This is a genomic window from Aquimarina aggregata, from assembly GCF_001632745.1.
Classification (GTDB): Bacteria; Bacteroidota; Bacteroidia; order Flavobacteriales; family Flavobacteriaceae; genus Aquimarina; species Aquimarina aggregata.
Genome location: NZ_LQRT01000002.1, coordinates 554602 through 572240, shown reverse-complemented (window position 1 = coordinate 572240; position 17639 = coordinate 554602). Strand labels below are relative to the sequence as shown.

Below are 17639 nucleotides of genomic sequence, written 5' to 3'. Positions count from 1 at the left end.
TTAATCTTCTGGCGGTCTACCATGAATTTCTTCAAACAAAGTGTCAAAATCCTCTCTTAAGTAAGCATTAAGTTTTTTTCTGTAATCATCTTTTAACCATGATAAGAAATTGTGGGTACTTTTACTTATACACTTAGCATATTCTTTTATACGATGATCAATGTCTTCTCCCAGCATTTTGGCTAAAGCCAATGCATCATATAAATCTTCGCTATTTTCTACACAAATTTTTGCATGCTGCGCAATAGAACGCTCTAATACAACTTTAGATGATTCTCCCTTCTTAACAGAATCTATATACGTATCCTTAATATCAAAATATACCTCTTCAGAATTAGCAAATTCTGCTCTTAATTCTGCCGGCATTTCATGTTTAAATTTCCCCTCTATCTCCTCATCATTAAGGAGTTTATCCATATAATAGTTTGGAGAATTAAATATCTTTTGCCAATCTAAATCGGCTCCCCAAGGTCCAAAACGATAGAGATTATTTCCTAAATCAATAACAGAAAATTTAGATTTGTTCTTTAAAATTCGGGAACCACGACCAATCATTTGATAATACAGGGTTAGCGATTTTGTAGCTCTATTCAAAATTATAGTATCTACTGTAGGCTCATCAAATCCTGTCGTTAATATACTCACAGAGGTTAAAATGGCATCTGGAGTTTCTTTAAACCATGTTAAGATTTGTTTTCTTTGTTTCTTAGTAGCAGTATTATCTAAATGTGCTATAGGAAAACCTGCTGCTCTAAATGTATCAAAAACATGTAATGATGTATTAATTCCATTATTAAAAATCAACGTCTTTTTTCCTAAAGAGTGTTTTTTGTAGGCATCTAATAACTTGCCTAGCATATCACTATTAGTATATAAATCTTCTGATGATTTTACGGTGTAGTCCCCATTAGAACCAACTTCTAACGAAGTTAATCCCATATTGTATGCAAAAACTTCTGCTCTAGCCAGAAACTCGTTTTCTATTAAAGATTCAATAGTTTCTCCTGTAATAAGTTCATTGTAATTATCCTTCATGGGTAATTTCATATTAGAACTTAAAGGGGTCGCGGTTACTCCTAAAATAAAGGATTTTTCAAAAAACTTAAACAACTTGGTAAAAGAATTATAGTGAGCCTCATCAATTATTACTAGCCCAATATCAGATATATCCAGTTTGTTTTCGTTTAATCTATTGTTTAAAGTTTCAACCATAGCCACAAAACAACTATAGTCTTCTTGATCATCAAGATTTGCCTTACTATCTACAACCTTATTAATTACACCAAATCCCGTAAGCATACTAGAAGTTTGCTTACACAATTCTATACGGTGCGTCATTACCAGGACTTTCTTGTTATGATGCTTAAGATATTGTCGAACAATTTCAGAGAAAATAACTGTCTTACCACCACCTGTAGGTAATTGATATAATAAGTGATAATCTTCTGGAGCATCTTCAAAACTTTTAAAAATTTTGTTTATAGCGCCTTTTTGATAACTATAAAGCTCTTTACCTGTTTTCTTCTCTTGTGGTTCTGTAATTGTCTCCGACATATCCTTTTTCTTTTTTAGGGTTGTAAAATTAAGGCTTTAAAGGCTTTTTAAAAGATTTTTAACGCTAAAAATGCAAATATTTTAATCTTTCTTCCTGTAAAACTCTCTATTTACCCTTTAAAAATGCGGTATATCATAAATTTAGGCTATTAATTTTTTCTTTTAAAACAGGTAACACTTCCTTTCCAAACCATTCATTTTTAGCTTGCCATATATTATTTCTTGGAGACGGATGCGGTAATACAAAATGATCTGGTAGGTATTCTTCAAAATTTTTAACGGTTTCTGTTAGTGTTCTTTTAGATTTCTCTTTGAGATAATAATCTTGAGCATATTTTCCTACCAGTATTGTCAGTTTTACCTCTTTCATCTGATTTAATAGTAAATCATGCCATAATGGAGCACATTCTTTTCTTGGCGGCAAATCTCCTGATTTCCCTCTACCTGGGTAACAAAATCCCATAGGTACCAACCCAACTTTGTCTGCATCATAAAATGTTGTAGTATCTACACCGAGCCAGTTCCTCAAATTTTCTCCACTTTTATCATCCCAAGGCACACCTGTTCTATGTACTACCGTTCCTGGTGCTTGACCGATAATTACTATACTACTCTTTTTGCTTCCCGAGACAATAGGCCTAGGCCCTAATGGCAGATGCTCACTACATACTGTGCATTTATAAATATCATCTAATAATTTCTTCATAAAACTAAGGTAAAAAACTAAAGCATATCAATCAATTACATATCAATATGCTTTAGCAACTATCAAATTAACTATTCTGTATTTATTTTATTAATTCTAATAAATACAATACAAATATGATAATGAATTCATATTTTAAGGCTATAAAAAAGTCTCTATAAATTGTACTTTTCTTTTTTATAGGAAGAAGGTGGTGTACCTACATAATTTGTAAAGAAAGATGTAAAATGATTAGCCTCTTCAAAACCAAGGGTATGTGCTATGTTTTTTACACTTTCATCCTTTTCTAGCATTGTTTTTGCCGACAATATAATTTGTAACCGAATTAATTGTCCTAAAGAAACATTCATTTTTTGCTTTACTTTTTTTGACAAGGCCTTTACACTAAGATTCATCTCATTTGCATAAAAACCTAGAGCGTGTTCTTCTTTGTGAAACAATTGAATAAGCTCTACTAAATCTTGAGAAAAGGTATCACGATTTTTATAATCAAAACTATCTCTAAATTGCTTAGGCGTTTGCCCTATTCTATTTTTGAAATCTCTATTAAAATATGCAGGATCTTTATAACCTTGTTCATAGGCTATTTCTTGAATACTTTTATCTGTAAAGGCTATATCTTTTTGACTTTCTGTAAGTCGCTTATTATTTATTAATTTACTTATAGATATGCCTATCTTATTCTTTACTAGATGCTGTACATTATACTGGGTGTTTACTAAATGATCTACTAAAGATTTTGAATTTATTTGATTTGTAAATTCTGAATCAATAAAATCCTTAACATCAAAAATTACTTGATATTCTTCTTTATTTGCCTGAAAGGGATTTTGCCAATACCATTGTTCTGTAGAAACATCTATTAGATTCGTTAGTTTATCATTAAAAACAGTATTATTTAAGAACGTTTTACAATCTTCACATTCGTTAAAATTGATATACCCCAATGAGATTAGGTGTTTAAATAAAATTCGCACATCTTTTGACTTAAACAATATTTCATCCGGAAAGTCAATAAATCTAACTACAAAATCATCAGACATAAATTTGATATACTGTCCTTTTTCCAGGTAAATTGCCTTATCCTGCCAATCATAGTAATTCTTGAAATCTACTTGAATATTTCCAGTACCCTCTAGAATATGAATTAAAGTGTATTTATTAATAAAATAAACCTTATTGATTTCGGCATTGATCTTATTTACCATTTGAAAAAATTCTTTATACCTATTTTACAAATATAATTATTATGGATAATTATATTAAACTTAGAACCACAATAAGGCCATTTGTTTGACGACCTTATCATGAAGAACTTACTACTATTTATCAAAATTTAATTAGTGACCTTTGTTACCAAATGGTTTTAATATTACACCTAAACTGACTATAAATCCATCGGTTGGAGCATAAATTTCTGTAAATGTAGGGTTATCATTAGGTGGTAATACCAGAGGAGAATATCTACTTTGCCTTCTATCTGTAAAGTTTTCAAAATTAGCAAAAGCGCTACCCCATTTAAAGTTTTTCATAGCTAAAAAACCCATTGTTATAAAATCTGTAGTCTTATCGCTATTAGATAAAATCTGTTTACCAGTATAATATGTTTCAAAACCAAATCTCCACACTGGGGATTCATACATAACAACGCTACCTGCATTATGTCGAGCAGTAAGTGGTTTTTGGGGGTTACCATCTAAATAATTTAATCTAGTATCTATAAGTGCATAATTAAGAAACCATCTAAAATCTTTATATGTAAATTTTATATTGGTCTCTGCTCCTTTGCTTAAAATTTTGCCATCTGCATTTTCAAATGCAAAAAAACCTGTTCCTTCTGTATTTAATATCAGTCCATTATCTATCATTGTTGTATAAAACAATTGGTTTATAGAAAAACCAAGTTCTTCAGTTAATTGAGCTTGATAATTAAAATCCAAATTGATTCCATAAGAACGTTCTGCTTTTAAAGCATCTTTATCAATGGCCAATACATTATTAAAACTAATAAATTCGGCCTCTTCTGTAAAAATATCTGGTATCTTATATCCTAATCCTCCACCGATTCTACTGGAGAAATTAGTTTCTGATTTATATAGTAAAGAAACTCTTGGTAAAGGAAAAAATCCCCAATCAACAGCATAATCTGTTCTTAATCCCGCTTCTATAATCCAGTTTGTAGAAAGATCATAAGTTGTATTGGTAAATACTCCTAAAGTAACATCATCTTGATCTCTTTGTAAAGTGCTATTATCATCTTCATTAAAATTAACAGTATATAAATTTGCACCAAAAATCCAATCTAATGCTCTTTTTTGTGTTCGATAGGTAGCTTCTGTAAAGGTATTTATTTGTTTACCACTAAAATTTAGATCTGGAATGGTTAAATCTCTATCAAAAAAAGAAATACTGTTTTTTATATTTATTGATTTTGTATCATCAATGTTTGAAGTATAGACTGCTTGACTACTTAAACGTTTTGAAATGTTTTCTTCGGTATAACGATTGATTCCGTCTCTTCCATCTTCAATTCTTACAATATCTCCTCCTGTCCTATCATCATAGGTACCATTAAGTCCGAACCAAAAAGTAGTATTCTCAGACGGATAGTAAAATAATTTAGGATTTACAGTAACGGATTTTGTTAATGGTAAATTACTGAAACCATCATCTTCTGGATCGTATGCTTTTTGATAGTTACCAGAACTATACATTGTAAGACCAAATTTTTCATTGCGCTTACTATAAAAAATACTGGCAGTACTTCCAAGTGCTTGTGTTTGGTTTAACATAATGTCTAAGTCCGCTTCATAGTCTGGAGTTTTAGATATTATATTTACTAAACCCGCAATTGCACCTCCACCATAAAGTGTAGATGAACTTCCTTTGATAATTTCAAATTGTTTTAAATCTACCGGAGGGATTTGAAGTATACTTAAACCACTTGAAAAGCCTCCGTACAAAGGAAAACCATCTCTGAGTAATTGGGTATAACGACCATCTAAGCCTTGAATACGAATATTACTATTACCACTACTTAAGGATGTTTGCTGCATTTGTATTCCTGTACTTTCACGCAACACCATAGAGATATTAGTTGGGTTCATCATAATTTTTTCTCCTAGTTCTTCTCCACCTATATATTCTATTCTGGTAGGTATTCTCTTAATGGTTCTTGTACTTCTAGTTGATTGTAAAACAACTTCATCTAGTTCATTACCCTCTGATTTAAGAAAATAAACAAGGTCATCTGTACTTGGTACTTCTATCTTGGTATGTATAGTTGTATATCCTAAAAATGAAATTGTAATAGTATATGTTCCGTGTTCAACATCTTCGAATCTGGCTATACCATCAGCATCAGTAATTACACCCTTATCGATCTTTTTAATATATACCGTTGCTCCTATTAGAGGTTGTTTTTCGTTTTCTGAGTATACTTTTAAACTAACAGTTTCTACCGTTTGCGCATATATTGATATGCATGACAGTATCATGAGCATTATGCTCAAAAATATTTTATTCATTTGTATGTATTAATCTAGTTAAACTAAAATTTGAAGTTTTGGCACATGCCAAAATACGTTAGCTTAACATTTGTGGCGGTTGCCATATATTGGATAGATAAGCAAATGTATATTTAGAGACATATACATTACTAATTTCTGTAGAAATATTAGAAGAAGGTTCTATGTCATAATATTTCGGAGCATCAAAAGTAATTGTAACTCCACAGCAATAACAAATACACATAGATGGACAAGAATCATCTGTATCTTTTGAATGATCATGATTTTTTTCTATAGCCATATCATCCAAATGTTCTTCATTATCTCCATCAGAACATGGTTTCAATGCTAACACTAGCATAAGAATAGACAATATGAATGTAGTTGCTTTCATGTATACTTCAAATATACAATAATACAAAGTTTTGAAAACAAAAAAGCCTATCAAATATTGATAGGCTTTACCAAAGAAATAAGTATATATTAGATAACTTTTACGTTTACTGCGTTTAATCCTTTCTTACCTTCCTTTAGATCAAATTCAACTTCATCACCTTCACGAACTTCATCTATTAATCCAGAAATGTGCACAAAATGCTCTTTGTTTGAACCTTCTTCTGTTATAAAACCAAAACCTTTGGCATCATTGAAGAATTTTACTGTTCCTTTACTCATTGTTATAAATTTAATTTTTAATAATTACTTTAACTATGTCAAATATGATGCCATAAAACTAAAAGCAACAAAATGTCATATTTCACCATATCCAATCATACAATAGCTATTCTTACTTTTTTCTTCTTTAACCTACTGTTATTTAAATTCTTCACCAACTCATCTGCGATTTCTATAGGAACTGCGACGAATGTACAATCTTGCTTTAATTCTATAATTCCTAATTGATCTTTATTGATTTTACCCTGCTTAAAAAACAATCCTGCAATATCACCTTTAGATATTTTATCTTTTCTACCTCCAGAGATAAATAATGTCTGCCAATATTGTGGACTTCTAACCGATTGTCTAGTAACTTTAATTTCTTCAGTATTTTGAATAAATTCTGGTAATCGTTCATCTTGAGCTTTTAATACATATGCTGTTCCTTCTGCATTTACTCTAGCGGTTCTACCGTTTCTATGTGTAAATTCTTCGACCTTTAATGGCAATTGATAGTGAATAATAAACTTTATCTCTGGAATATCAATTCCCCTAGCTGCCAAATCTGTTGCTACTATTATTTGATGAGTACCATTTCTAAACTTTATAAGTGAACGCTCTCTATCTTTTTGCTCCATACCACCATAAAAGCAGCCATGGTTGATCTTATTTTTGAACAAAAAATCGCTTACTACTTTAATAGTGTCTTTTAAATTGCAAAAAACAATTCCTGGTTGATCTCCTAATTCAGATAGTAGGTCTACTAAAGTATTAAGTTTATTTCTTGAAGGAGATACTACAGTTTTTACTTCTAAATTAGAAACCCCTTGATCCAGATAATTGATAACCTCTAGGTGTTCTAATTTTACAAAATCAGGAATATCTATTTCTTGAGTCGCTGATGTCAATATTCTTTTATGAACATTAGGCAATTCATTGATAATACCTCTCATTTCATATTCGAAACCGGTTTCTAAAGACTTATCAAATTCGTCTAAAACCAAGGTTTTTATATTTTCTTTAGAAAAACGTTCTCGTCCAAAATGATCTGCTATTCTACCCGGAGTACCGATAAGAATTGCTGGTGCATGCTTTAGTTCTACTTTATCCTTAGACATAGAACGCCCACCATAAACTGCATTGACCTTAAACCCAGAGCCCATCTCACGTACTACTTGTTCTATTTGAATTGCTAATTCTCTTGAAGGTACCAAAATTAAAGCCTGTATGTCCTGACAATCCGGATCTAAATCGTTTATAACTGGTAATAAAAAGGCCAAAGTTTTACCAGTACCTGTAGGCGACAGTATTATTGTATTTTCATTATTTTTAATAGTAGCTAATGCTTCTTCTTGCATTGGATTTAGATTGTCAATATTCAGTTTATTTAGAATACTATCTTGCCCTTTTATTTGGTTAGCCATTTCTATTGGTGGTATTATTTGATTTAGTTCTTTTTGTCACTAGTATTTTGTTGTGACCAATGGTTCGACAACATTTTCTCTATCAATTCATCTTTAGTAAGGTGATGAAATATTGTTTTTATCTTTTCTTTATACGCACTAGAAAGTTCGCGATTAGGTTTTGTCTTAAATATTCTCTTTGCCCACAAAAGACCATTGTTTTCATCTATACTTTGTTGATCAGCTTTTTTAAAGCTTTTAAAATCAATTCCTAATACATCAGAAAACTCAGCAATATCAACTTCTTCTTCTTCTTGAATCACAGTTAAAGAAATACCCTTAGCTCCTGCCCTAGCAGTTCTTCCACTTCTATGTACATACGTATCATAAACATCTGGCAAATGATAGTTTACTACATAAGACACCTCTTTAACATCAATTCCTCTTGCAGCTAAATCTGTAGCAATTAGTATATTAATATGTCCTTCTCTAAATTGCTCCATAATTCTGTCTCGGATAGGTTGAGATAAACTTCCGTGAAGTGCACCTGATGAAAATTTATGTATCGCAAGATTCTTTGCCAGTTTATTTACTGCAGCTTTAGTTTTGCAAAATATTATTCCACGTTCTCCTTCTTTTGTGTTTAGAAAATGCATTAAAACCTGTAGTTTCTCTATTGGTTTTACAATAACGTATTGATGATCTATACCTTGATGGCCCAATGTTTCCATATTAACACTTACCTGTGTTACATGCTTAGACATATAGTTTTGGACCATTTGCTTAATTGTTCCAGGCATTGTTGCAGTAAACAAAAATGTTCTTCGGTTTTTGGGCAATACCTTAACTATTTCATCTAATCCATCATTTAAAACGCTTATCATTTCATCTGCTTCATCAAGAACCAGATATTTAGTACTATCTAATTGTATAACCTGTCTTTTAATTAAATCGATTAAGCGGCCTGGTGTTGCTACGACAATATGTGTTGTATTAGTTAATCTTTCTATTTGTGGTTTAATAGGTATTCCTCCGCAAATACTTGCTATAGAAATATCTTCAAGATGTGTGGAAAAGGAAAGTAAATTCTCATATATCTGATGACCCAACTCTCTAGTAGGAACTAAAACGACGGCCTGTATTTTAGGATTGGTGATATCGACAAGTTGTAAGAGCGGCAGTCCAAAAGCAGCTGTTTTGCCAGTACCTGTTTTTGCAAGTCCTACAAAATCATTTTTCTCATTTAATAAAACCGAAATTGTTTTTTCTTGTATTTCTGTTGGTGTAGTAAAGTTTAAATCTGCTAAACCTTTTTGTAATAGTGTTGAAATTCCTAGATCGGAAAACTTCTTTGACATAAAATCTTTTATGCAAAGATAGTTCTATAAAACGAAAATATGATTTGATTATGGTTACTTAAAAATTTTTCCATAATAATTTAGATCAACGATCTCTCCTTTGGTAGTTTTATAATCATATCTTATTGTTCCTTCGAGTTCGAAACCACTTTTTAGAGCAACATTTATACTTCTACTATTTCTATTAGATATTCTACATAATAATTTCTTAAACCCATGTTCTTTTACAATTTCATCGATTAAACCTGAAACTGAATTGAAAACAATTCCTTTACCTTCAAAATTACTATCAATAAATGCCCCTAATTCTGCTTTTGGAATACTCCAATCTATATTTTTTACATCTATAAGTCCTATAAACATTTTAGTCTTTTGATCTATAATCATATAAGGAAAGTAGGTTTTTTCTTTTATTTTGGTTTCTATCTCTGCACAATATTCTTTAGTATCTTCTAACGTCAAAGTTCGTGCTACGGTGCCAGCAAAAAAATCCTCCAGTCGATTTCTATTGGTATCAATAAGGTGAAAAAACAAATCGCTATTACTCTTAGTTAGTAATTCTACTTTAAAGTCTTGCATCTTTTTCTTTTGATTTATATATACTATGTTAAGGACAAAAATAATGACATCCTTAACATAAAAAGATTGACTGAAATCAAGATTTTTTAATTCTCGATAATGTCTCTGGAGCCATACGTAGGTATGAGGCAATGTATTTATGCGGAATTTCTTGAAACAACTCAGGCCTTCTATCTAAAATTCTTTGGTATCGTTCTAAAGGAGATTTAATATGAAGATCTATTTCTCTTTCTATTTGTAACTGAATAAGTTCTTCTAAAATCTCATGCCATAATTGTAAATTTTCTGGATTCTTACTCATATATGTCATGAAATCAATTTTGGAAATATAGATTACTCTGGTTTTTTTTATGGCTTGAATTTGTAATATTGAAGACTTAGCAGAAAAAAATGAATCCAATGCAGTAATCAAAGACTTTTTGTATCCGAAGTATAAAATATGCTCTTCATACTCATTCATGAAAAAGACTCTTAAACTACCCTGCAAAACAAAATATAAATTTGTATTAATTGTATTTTCCTTTTTTAAAAATTGGTCACGCTCGATCATAATAGTTTTTGAGAGAATACCATCTTCTTCTAAAATGTTTTTTAATCTTTGAATTGCTGTCATGCTATTTTCTTGATGCTTTAGAGCCAAATAAATGTAATGTTTTTAACAAACATCTCTTTTAATTCACAACTATATTTCTACTATAAAGATTATTATAGAGGCTTTATAAGTAGATCAATCTACAGTATTCTAACTAGAATAAAAAGGGGATATTTCCCTCAATTTTACGGTTTTACCTCATTGTATATGTGAAAAATAAAAAGTAAATTTGCATTGTAACAAATTATAAGAATTATGAACGATTCATTTCTTTACTTTTTTGTTCAATTCTCAATATAGGGACATAGTTTGGTTTCCCTATCTCGGGAAATTGCTCAAAAATTATGTTTTTCAAGTTTTCTAATCTATAGATTCTATGATTAGAATACCCCGCTAAAAAACATATATATTTAAATATAAAAAATGAGTAGCTTTTATTAAGTAAGGCTCATAATTTTAGGATGTTTACTTGCTAATTCTTGATGAAATTCAAGGAAATAGATGCATATTGAAAATACTTTTTATTTATAACTTTTTGCTACTAAAAGTTATTTGTCTAAAAGTCAGTTTATGGCATAAATTTTGGAGTAAAAAATTTAAGTTTATTATATTAATTTATTAATTATTTAATCATGTTCAAACCAAACATACATTTACGACTGAGCACCCCTACTGGTCCGTTGGCAGTAAATCAATCTTTGATTGAACTTTTTCTAAAAACTGTTTATTGGATCACCAGAGATGACGAATCGTATGGAGGAATAACAATAAGAGTTATAAACAATGTAAGAGAAAGTTTAAGAAGTATTGGTTGCCAATTGAGTTCGTATTTGAGTTGGTTTGCTTTATTCCGTCTCGCTCAGGACGTAAAACATGAGTATATAAGGTAAACCAACCAAGTATTTAAATCGAACTATAATAGTGCATGCTCAGAAATAAAATTGTGCCCTAAAGATGTTAGTTTATAATAGGTTATATTACCTTTCTTGCTCTTATCTAATATTTGTAATGCTTCTAATTCGTGTATTACACGAATAACTTCTTTGCGTTTATCTATATTAGACAAGGTATAGATTTCTTTTATTGATAATCCATCTATATTTTCAGTTTTACTAAAAAGAATATTCATAACCTTTACCCTTATGAAAGATGCTTTTAAAACATCTATAGATGTTGGAATATTATGGTTATGTGGCGTTACGGTATCCGAAGATAAAACTCGCTTTACTTCTCTTGTGACTTTAACAAAAAGAGCATCAATCTGTCCCTCATCCATTACAGTTAATGGTTTCGTAGGTGGGTTAATGGTTTGAAACTTAGAGATGGCTTCTATATCTGAAAACATACAATGGCTCACAATGATCGGAAAAATATGAGCTCCTTCTTCTTTAGCCGCAGCCAAAAGGGCTGGCAGCTCTTCATTATTTATAAATTCTGACGATAGAAAATTAGCACTAACCATTAAAATGGCAACTTTAGTAGCACTTATAGCTTTATTTATTTCTGTACGCCACTCTGCTCCTACTTCTATCTTTGAATCTTCCCAAATAGTAAGCTTATACTCACGTTCTAAAAAGCTTAGATGTACTCTTAAATAGTCTAACCATTTAACATCTTTTTTACTATAACTAATAAAAACTCCGTCTCTCTTCATATCGGTTTTAAGGGTTGAAATACAATGAAGGTTAATATTAAGCGAATTAAATAAAAATTACACATAAGTATATACTCTTTATTAAAAAATGTATGTTGAATTTATACTATAACAATTAAGATTACTAAATTTAACTTCAATTTTGACAAAAATAAAAATAGATGCACGAAGATGAATATTTAAAGGAAAGAGTTGAAGTCCAAATACGGTGGTATGACAAAAAAAGTGCAAAAAATAAAAAGCTGCATTTTACAATACAAGGTTGCGTAATAGTTTTTTCTTCTCTTATTCCATTCTTTTCTGGTTTCTCAAAAAATGGGCCCGATTACATAAATTATGTTATTGGTTCTCTTGGTATGTTAGTTGCTATACTTGCAGGAATTTCTGCATTAGTCAAATATCATGAGAAATGGGTTAAGTATCGTACAACATCTGAATCATTAAAACATGAAAAATTCATGTATCTTACCCGCTCTGGACACTATAAAGATGAAAAAAACTACTTTAATGTATTTGTAGGACGTGTTGAAGCTTTAATTAGTTCTGAAAATTCTACATGGAGTGATATCATGAAAGAAGATGTTTAAATACCTGTCTTTTCATTTTTTTTAATAAAAATTTCATACAATAATTTCAGCGGTAACGCTATATTAGCACTAGTATTTTTAGTATATTTATTTAGTAAATTTTTTAAGCTGTGTTCTTTCGAACAAAAAACTCCCCACTATTACTATTTAGATTAGATTTTTTACCTAGTAAACATCTAATAAATTAAAAATCAAAGCTTATTTTCTTAAGTAGCTCTTGATACGTAATTATATAACATTAAATAAAAAGTAAATGAAAGCATCAAGTATTCCAGCGCATGAAAAATCATTTTTAAAAAATGGTAGGGACTCTTTAGAAAAGCAATTTATATTAACTCCCGAATCCATAGCAACTGGTGATGGAGGCACAATGGATTATTTGGATTGCGTGCGAGAAAATAATGATGATTCTTTTTATTATAAAGAGACCGTCACTAAAAATAAAATTGTCTTGCATTTTACTGCTGGTTATCTAAAAGGAGATATGGCCCAACTTACAATGCCTTCTAACCATGTTTCTACTCCTTTTGTAATTGCTCGTGACGGAACCATATTAAAATTATGGTCTTCTGGATTTTGGTCATATCATTTAGGAAGAGGTGCTGTTGGAGGCAATACTATTATGAGTAAGCAAACGATAGGTATAGAGCTTTCTAATATTGGTTTTTTAAGAGAAAACGGCCCAAATCTGGTGTCTTCATATTCAGATTCTGATGTGTATTGCAGTAAACAAGATACGCGTTTTTATACTAAACTTAATACTCCTTTTAGAGGTGAGCAATATTTTGCAACATTCACACAAAATCAATATAAGAGCCTGGCAGTATTATTAAAATATCTAACCAATGCGTATAATATTCCACGTGAGTTTTTACCACCAAATAGAAGATATGAAACTTTAGGCAAAAGTGAAATTGAGAATTTTAATGGTATTGTATCCCATGTAAATTTTAGAAAATCAGGTAAATGGGATATAGGAGAAGCTTTTGATTGGGACAGACTTATTGATGCCGTAAATAACTAAAAAAACACCTATACTTTTTAGTTATATTAAGTATAGGCGTTTAAAATTTAATAGTTTAACATACTATATATTTACTGCATCTGGTACAGACGACCATTTTTTTATTGGTGTTCTGCTAGTATTTGATACTTCATAAAAGGTTTCAAAAAGTTCTTTATTATTAATCTCTAGGATTGCGAAACCGTTTAAAACTCTTAATTTTTGAGTTGGATCAGGATTTGGGGCATTCATAGGGGTATGCGCATAGTATAAAACATCGTCTATTACTTTTCCATCTACATTTAAACCAGAAGCATTACCAAAGGGTATAGCTGCATGGCCACAACAACGAAGTTTGGAAGGATTACCACCTATTGTTTTATAACTATTAGTAATATCAAGATCTTCTTTATAAACAATTCCATTATGAATATGTCCCCAATACCATACATCTGGAGCTGCACCTCCTAGTGCGCCAATAACCTGATCCCATAACGGGTTATTAAGTTCACTGGCATCATATGTGATACCATTGTGATGGGTCATTAGGATCAATTGTTTTTGTTTATTGGCCATTTCGGTCAAAAACTTTATTTGAGAGTTATTCTGTACTTTAGAATTAGTCAACGCCCCTTTTAGGTACAAATTACTCTCATCATAATATGCAGAATCTAAGGCAACAATTATCCAATCATTTATCTCTATGGCAAAATAACTAGTTTCTGATTGTTGTGTTAAAAAAGATGAGCTCAAGGCTTCATTAAAATATCCATTAGCACCATTATACATCTCATGGTTACTATTTAATGTAAATACCTTATTCTTATACTCATCTGGCAACATATTTACAAAGTTTTTTAATTCTTCATTTTCTGTACCAGCATAATAAACATCGCCCAAGTGAATAATGATATCCGGCTGCTTTTCTAAATTTTTAAGGCCATCAATTACCAACTGAGCAGGACAATACTTTTCATTCCCATCTTCCCAAACGCCGGTTCCCCAATCACCTATAACCGCAATAGAAATGTTTGTAGGTAATGGTTCAGAATGAGCCGGTATAATAATATTAGCTTCTTTAAAATCATGAACTCCTTTTGGATCCAAATATTTATACCATAAATAATCCAGAAGTGAAATAAACCACCCTGGATCCAATGCTGCATATTTAGAAATAGCATACAAACTTCCATCTCCACTTAACCAACCTTCATCTTCTATATCTTTGATCAGTTTATCAAAATCAATGCTACTATCTGGCATTTTATACATCCTTTTCAATAAATTTGTTAGAGAAGAAGGAATTTCATGATTAAGCAAATACAGAGCAAATCCATACTCTTTATCATATCTATCTTTTTCTAAAGGAAAATGACGATCATTTAGAGACTTTTCACAACCAATTAGAAATTCCCAAAATTGAGGAATCTTAGAAATAATATCTTTTGATAAATTCTGATCAAAATGTGAAGATAATTTCTTCTCCATTTCTTTTAAAAACTCTTGCTGGTCTTGGCTAAACTTGATTTGATTCATAATTAAAAGGATTTAAAAGTCTGTTATATATAAAATGAATTATTATACTACTGTACGCTTAATTTCCTATTAAAATTACACCTAACCTTTTTTATGTTATCGATGCAATTAGTTCTTCATCTACGACATTGGTGTTTGAGGCATCATATAGCTTTATTGTTTTCAAAAAATCATTAGAAAACACGTTTAACATCTCTTTAGACAACAGGTTTTCTCTGTAATTCTTCCATTCATCAGCTTTGGCGCCATACATGTCTTTTACTAAATTAGGGAATCCCCAATCCGAATTTTTTCCCCAATGTATTGTAAAATCAATACTATTTTGTTGTAATACCTGAATCATTCTGCGCGAGAATTCTTTTAAACTCATTAATTGATTACTTTTTTTCCATAATACGCCATCAATTTCTATCATACAGGTAATCGGGAATTTTGTGAATCCCAGTGTAGCTTCTGTTTTCTTGACAAATCTCATTGCATAAATACCAGGAATGGGACCTTCATTGTTTGTTAAATCAACTAATAATTGCAATGCTTTCTTTGAATCTTTATGATCAACTCCAAAAGAACAGGCAAAAGCTGGTCCTTGGTATGGTGCATCCCAAAAGGTTTCATAAAGTGTTCCTAACGATTCTTCATCTACATCGGGTAAAATTTGTTTTTGTAATCGTTTTATAAACCAAGGTATTTTTTTTGGAAATCGTTCGCTTATTTTTATCAAAAGATGAATTAGATCCTTATAAACTGATTTTTCAATTGTAGTAAAAGGATCAGGGTAATTATTTGTGTACGTCTTTTTATACATAGCCTCAATAACATATGTATCCTCTGACGTATAAGGATTAATAAAAACTTTGTAATGATATGGTCTTTTTCCTCTTCCGTTTGCATCAACTTCGTTATCAATTTTAAAATCTGAGTTTGCAAAATCCATTGTTGTAGCAAGTCTCAAAGCTGTATTCTTATCTATTTTTCTTACATATCTTTTTAATAAAAATTGATCTTCTGCTTCAATGGTTACGCCATGTATAAATCCGAATGAGCCCAATCCTACCAATGCTGCATTAAACAATCCATCATTACGAATAATTCTTGCTTTAATTTTATCTGCAAAGGCATCATTTAAAGCTGGTTTGGTATGTCTTTCTATATATACAATATCTTCAGGCTTAGGCCCTAAAATTAAATTAAGACCAATAACATAGTCCTGAACTGATCCGACATCAAGAGCAGATCCATGAACACCGGTACCAATACAACCCGCAATGGTTTGCCCATTACTTGCACCACTAGTTTTTAAGGATTTGCCATGTGCTCCTAACGCCTGAGAAATTTCTTTTATAGTATTACCACATTCAAAAAAGAATATATTAGATTGTTCATAAACCGTTTGATGATGAAGATCTCTTGAAGAGATTTGTAAATCTAAATTCATAAAAACATTATAGTGCATTCTATCTTTTTGATGTGCTATACTAGACATCGACCAACGCGCTCCATATGCTCTAAAACCCTCATTGTTATCCAATGCATCTTGTAAAAGATGACGAATTTCAGCGGCAGCATCATTATACCTATCAATTTCAGAAGGCATATTAGCTTTTCCTTCTAATTTTGTTTTTTGTAATAGCTTTAATGGAAAAGGGCCATTATTATGTAGTGTATCCCAGTGTGATATGTGATGAGAAGTAGTATTTGCCATAATTTATTAATTTTCTGGTTTCATACAGACGTATTTGATTTTTACTTTTCGCTTGCTTCCAAAGGTTGCGATATATAAAAGAGACCCTCCCAGAGTATTTTTATACTCTACAGAAAATATTTTTCCACTCTCACACCCCAATCTTTGTATTCGCATCGTTGCGTCATCAACAGCCGCTCCGGTTTTTATAACCGTATCAATAACGATGACTCTTTTATCTCTGTAGTAATTCCCCAATCCTTCAGGACATTCAACATCTACCCCGGTTTGACATGGCATTGGCGCACCATTGGTACTAACAAGTCTTACAGAGTAACATGAATTAAATAACAAAATAATACCACAGATTAATAGTATTTTGTGTACTATATTTTTAGAAAATATTGTCATAACAAATATTTTAAACAACTTCATGTTTTTACACATTAAAGCTATTGGTAATCAGATTAATAAAGCTATGAGGGCATTATGACAATTAGAGGAGTTTAAATTTAATTATTATTATTCGAAAATAGAAATAGAATTTTTAAAATTGACCTAATTAAGCTTAACTTATATTTTTCACTTCTTGTTAGGTATAATAAAAACAAGGGTATAGAGAAGTTATAAATAAAATTTAACATACGTATAGTTAAATTAATCACCAAAATAATTGGGGTATATAACTTTTAAAAATTAGGGGTTTTCACCCTTACATTACAATTTTAATCTAATTCCAATTCAACATAATGTTAATCAAACCTAAAATTTGATCATTTAAAAGTAGAAGAATATATTTTTTTATTAACAATTCATATAT

Annotated in this window: 17 protein-coding genes; 3 read left to right on the top strand and 14 right to left on the bottom strand. The window is 30.7% G+C overall.

Annotation, left to right across the window (positions count from 1 at the left end):
- From AWE51_RS04290 to AWE51_RS04245, 10 genes are all read right to left on the bottom strand, one after another.
- On the bottom strand, nucleotides 1-1554 hold the full coding sequence (locus AWE51_RS04290; protein ID WP_066309937.1) for a DEAD/DEAH box helicase: 1554 nt from the start codon (nucleotides 1552-1554) through the stop codon (nucleotides 1-3).
- Nucleotides 1555-1687: 133 nt separating this feature from the next.
- On the bottom strand, nucleotides 1688-2260 hold the full coding sequence (locus AWE51_RS04285) for a uracil-DNA glycosylase family protein (protein WP_066309935.1): 573 nt from the start codon (nucleotides 2258-2260) through the stop codon (nucleotides 1688-1690).
- Between the two features lie 155 nt (nucleotides 2261-2415).
- Entirely contained in the window at nucleotides 2416-3468 is a 1053-nt protein-coding gene (locus AWE51_RS04280; RefSeq protein ID WP_066309934.1) for a helix-turn-helix transcriptional regulator, read from the bottom strand.
- A gap of 132 nt (nucleotides 3469-3600) precedes the next feature.
- Nucleotides 3601-5787: a TonB-dependent receptor gene (locus AWE51_RS04275; protein ID WP_066309932.1), complete on the bottom strand. Its 2187-nt coding sequence runs from the start codon at nucleotides 5785-5787 to the stop codon at nucleotides 3601-3603.
- 58 nt (nucleotides 5788-5845) lie between these two features.
- A complete protein-coding gene (locus AWE51_RS04270; RefSeq protein WP_066309929.1) occupies nucleotides 5846-6163 on the bottom strand; it encodes a DUF6660 family protein in 318 nt (105 codons plus the stop codon).
- 89 nt (nucleotides 6164-6252) lie between these two features.
- Entirely contained in the window at nucleotides 6253-6444 is a 192-nt protein-coding gene (locus tag AWE51_RS04265) for a cold-shock protein (protein WP_066309925.1), read from the bottom strand.
- 95 nt (nucleotides 6445-6539) lie between these two features.
- A complete protein-coding gene (locus AWE51_RS04260) occupies nucleotides 6540-7850 on the bottom strand; it encodes a DEAD/DEAH box helicase (protein WP_066309922.1) in 1311 nt (436 codons plus the stop codon).
- A 23-nt stretch (nucleotides 7851-7873) separates the two neighbouring features.
- Nucleotides 7874-9187, bottom strand: a complete 1314-nt coding sequence (locus AWE51_RS04255) for a DEAD/DEAH box helicase (protein WP_066309919.1) — start codon at nucleotides 9185-9187, stop codon at nucleotides 7874-7876.
- Between the two features lie 54 nt (nucleotides 9188-9241).
- Nucleotides 9242-9766, bottom strand: coding sequence for a GNAT family N-acetyltransferase (locus AWE51_RS04250; RefSeq protein WP_066309917.1), 525 nt, complete (start codon nucleotides 9764-9766; stop codon nucleotides 9242-9244).
- A gap of 76 nt (nucleotides 9767-9842) precedes the next feature.
- Entirely contained in the window at nucleotides 9843-10379 is a 537-nt protein-coding gene (locus tag AWE51_RS04245) for a Crp/Fnr family transcriptional regulator (RefSeq protein WP_066309915.1), read from the bottom strand.
- 611 nt (nucleotides 10380-10990) lie between these two features.
- Between AWE51_RS04245 and AWE51_RS26360 the strand changes: the two genes are divergently transcribed.
- Nucleotides 10991-11248: a hypothetical protein gene (locus AWE51_RS26360; protein WP_147405078.1), complete on the top strand. Its 258-nt coding sequence runs from the start codon at nucleotides 10991-10993 to the stop codon at nucleotides 11246-11248.
- Nucleotides 11249-11271: 23 nt separating this feature from the next.
- Here the strand turns inward: AWE51_RS26360 and AWE51_RS04240 are convergent, their stop codons facing one another.
- Nucleotides 11272-12012, bottom strand: a complete 741-nt coding sequence (locus tag AWE51_RS04240) for a toll/interleukin-1 receptor domain-containing protein (RefSeq protein WP_066309912.1) — start codon at nucleotides 12010-12012, stop codon at nucleotides 11272-11274.
- A 161-nt stretch (nucleotides 12013-12173) separates the two neighbouring features.
- Between AWE51_RS04240 and AWE51_RS04235 the strand changes: the two genes are divergently transcribed.
- Both AWE51_RS04235 and AWE51_RS04230 read left to right on the top strand, forming a co-directional pair.
- Complete coding sequence (locus AWE51_RS04235; RefSeq protein ID WP_066309909.1) at nucleotides 12174-12599, top strand: DUF4231 domain-containing protein; 426 nt, start codon at nucleotides 12174-12176, stop codon at nucleotides 12597-12599.
- Between the two features lie 253 nt (nucleotides 12600-12852).
- Entirely contained in the window at nucleotides 12853-13623 is a 771-nt protein-coding gene (locus AWE51_RS04230) for an N-acetylmuramoyl-L-alanine amidase (protein ID WP_066309907.1), read from the top strand.
- A 63-nt stretch (nucleotides 13624-13686) separates the two neighbouring features.
- On the opposite strand, the gene AWE51_RS04225 is transcribed toward AWE51_RS04230, so the two are convergent.
- The 3 genes from AWE51_RS04225 to AWE51_RS04215 form a co-directional block, all read right to left on the bottom strand.
- On the bottom strand, nucleotides 13687-15138 hold the full coding sequence (locus tag AWE51_RS04225; protein WP_066309904.1) for a metallophosphoesterase family protein: 1452 nt from the start codon (nucleotides 15136-15138) through the stop codon (nucleotides 13687-13689).
- Between the two features lie 91 nt (nucleotides 15139-15229).
- Entirely contained in the window at nucleotides 15230-16840 is a 1611-nt protein-coding gene (locus AWE51_RS04220; RefSeq protein ID WP_066309902.1) for a D-arabinono-1,4-lactone oxidase, read from the bottom strand.
- 6 nt (nucleotides 16841-16846) lie between these two features.
- Complete coding sequence (locus tag AWE51_RS04215) at nucleotides 16847-17230, bottom strand: hypothetical protein (protein WP_147405079.1); 384 nt, start codon at nucleotides 17228-17230, stop codon at nucleotides 16847-16849.
- Nucleotides 17231-17639 lie beyond the last annotated feature (409 nt).

What these genes read in the sequence shown, in the direction of transcription:
- AWE51_RS04290 (WP_066309937.1), bottom strand. Translation starts at nt 1,554, where the DNA reads ATGTCGGAGACAATTACAGAACCACAAGAGAAGAAAACAGGTAAAGAG.
- AWE51_RS04285 (WP_066309935.1), bottom strand. Translation starts at nt 2,260, where the DNA reads ATGAAGAAATTATTAGATGATATTTATAAATGCACAGTATGTAGTGAG.
- AWE51_RS04280 (WP_066309934.1), bottom strand. Translation starts at nt 3,468, where the DNA reads ATGGTAAATAAGATCAATGCCGAAATCAATAAGGTTTATTTTATTAAT.
- AWE51_RS04275 (WP_066309932.1), bottom strand. Translation starts at nt 5,787, where the DNA reads ATGAATAAAATATTTTTGAGCATAATGCTCATGATACTGTCATGCATA.
- AWE51_RS04270 (WP_066309929.1), bottom strand. Translation starts at nt 6,163, where the DNA reads ATGAAAGCAACTACATTCATATTGTCTATTCTTATGCTAGTGTTAGCA.
- AWE51_RS04265 (WP_066309925.1), bottom strand. Translation starts at nt 6,444, where the DNA reads ATGAGTAAAGGAACAGTAAAATTCTTCAATGATGCCAAAGGTTTTGGT.
- AWE51_RS04260 (WP_066309922.1), bottom strand. Translation starts at nt 7,850, where the DNA reads ATGGCTAACCAAATAAAAGGGCAAGATAGTATTCTAAATAAACTGAAT.
- AWE51_RS04255 (WP_066309919.1), bottom strand. Translation starts at nt 9,187, where the DNA reads ATGTCAAAGAAGTTTTCCGATCTAGGAATTTCAACACTATTACAAAAA.
- AWE51_RS04250 (WP_066309917.1), bottom strand. Translation starts at nt 9,766, where the DNA reads ATGCAAGACTTTAAAGTAGAATTACTAACTAAGAGTAATAGCGATTTG.
- AWE51_RS04245 (WP_066309915.1), bottom strand. Translation starts at nt 10,379, where the DNA reads ATGACAGCAATTCAAAGATTAAAAAACATTTTAGAAGAAGATGGTATT.
- AWE51_RS26360 (WP_147405078.1), top strand. Translation starts at nt 10,991, where the DNA reads ATGTTCAAACCAAACATACATTTACGACTGAGCACCCCTACTGGTCCG.
- AWE51_RS04240 (WP_066309912.1), bottom strand. Translation starts at nt 12,012, where the DNA reads ATGAAGAGAGACGGAGTTTTTATTAGTTATAGTAAAAAAGATGTTAAA.
- AWE51_RS04235 (WP_066309909.1), top strand. Translation starts at nt 12,174, where the DNA reads ATGCACGAAGATGAATATTTAAAGGAAAGAGTTGAAGTCCAAATACGG.
- AWE51_RS04230 (WP_066309907.1), top strand. Translation starts at nt 12,853, where the DNA reads ATGAAAGCATCAAGTATTCCAGCGCATGAAAAATCATTTTTAAAAAAT.
- AWE51_RS04225 (WP_066309904.1), bottom strand. Translation starts at nt 15,138, where the DNA reads ATGAATCAAATCAAGTTTAGCCAAGACCAGCAAGAGTTTTTAAAAGAA.
- AWE51_RS04220 (WP_066309902.1), bottom strand. Translation starts at nt 16,840, where the DNA reads ATGGCAAATACTACTTCTCATCACATATCACACTGGGATACACTACAT.
- AWE51_RS04215 (WP_147405079.1), bottom strand. Translation starts at nt 17,230, where the DNA reads ATGACAATATTTTCTAAAAATATAGTACACAAAATACTATTAATCTGT.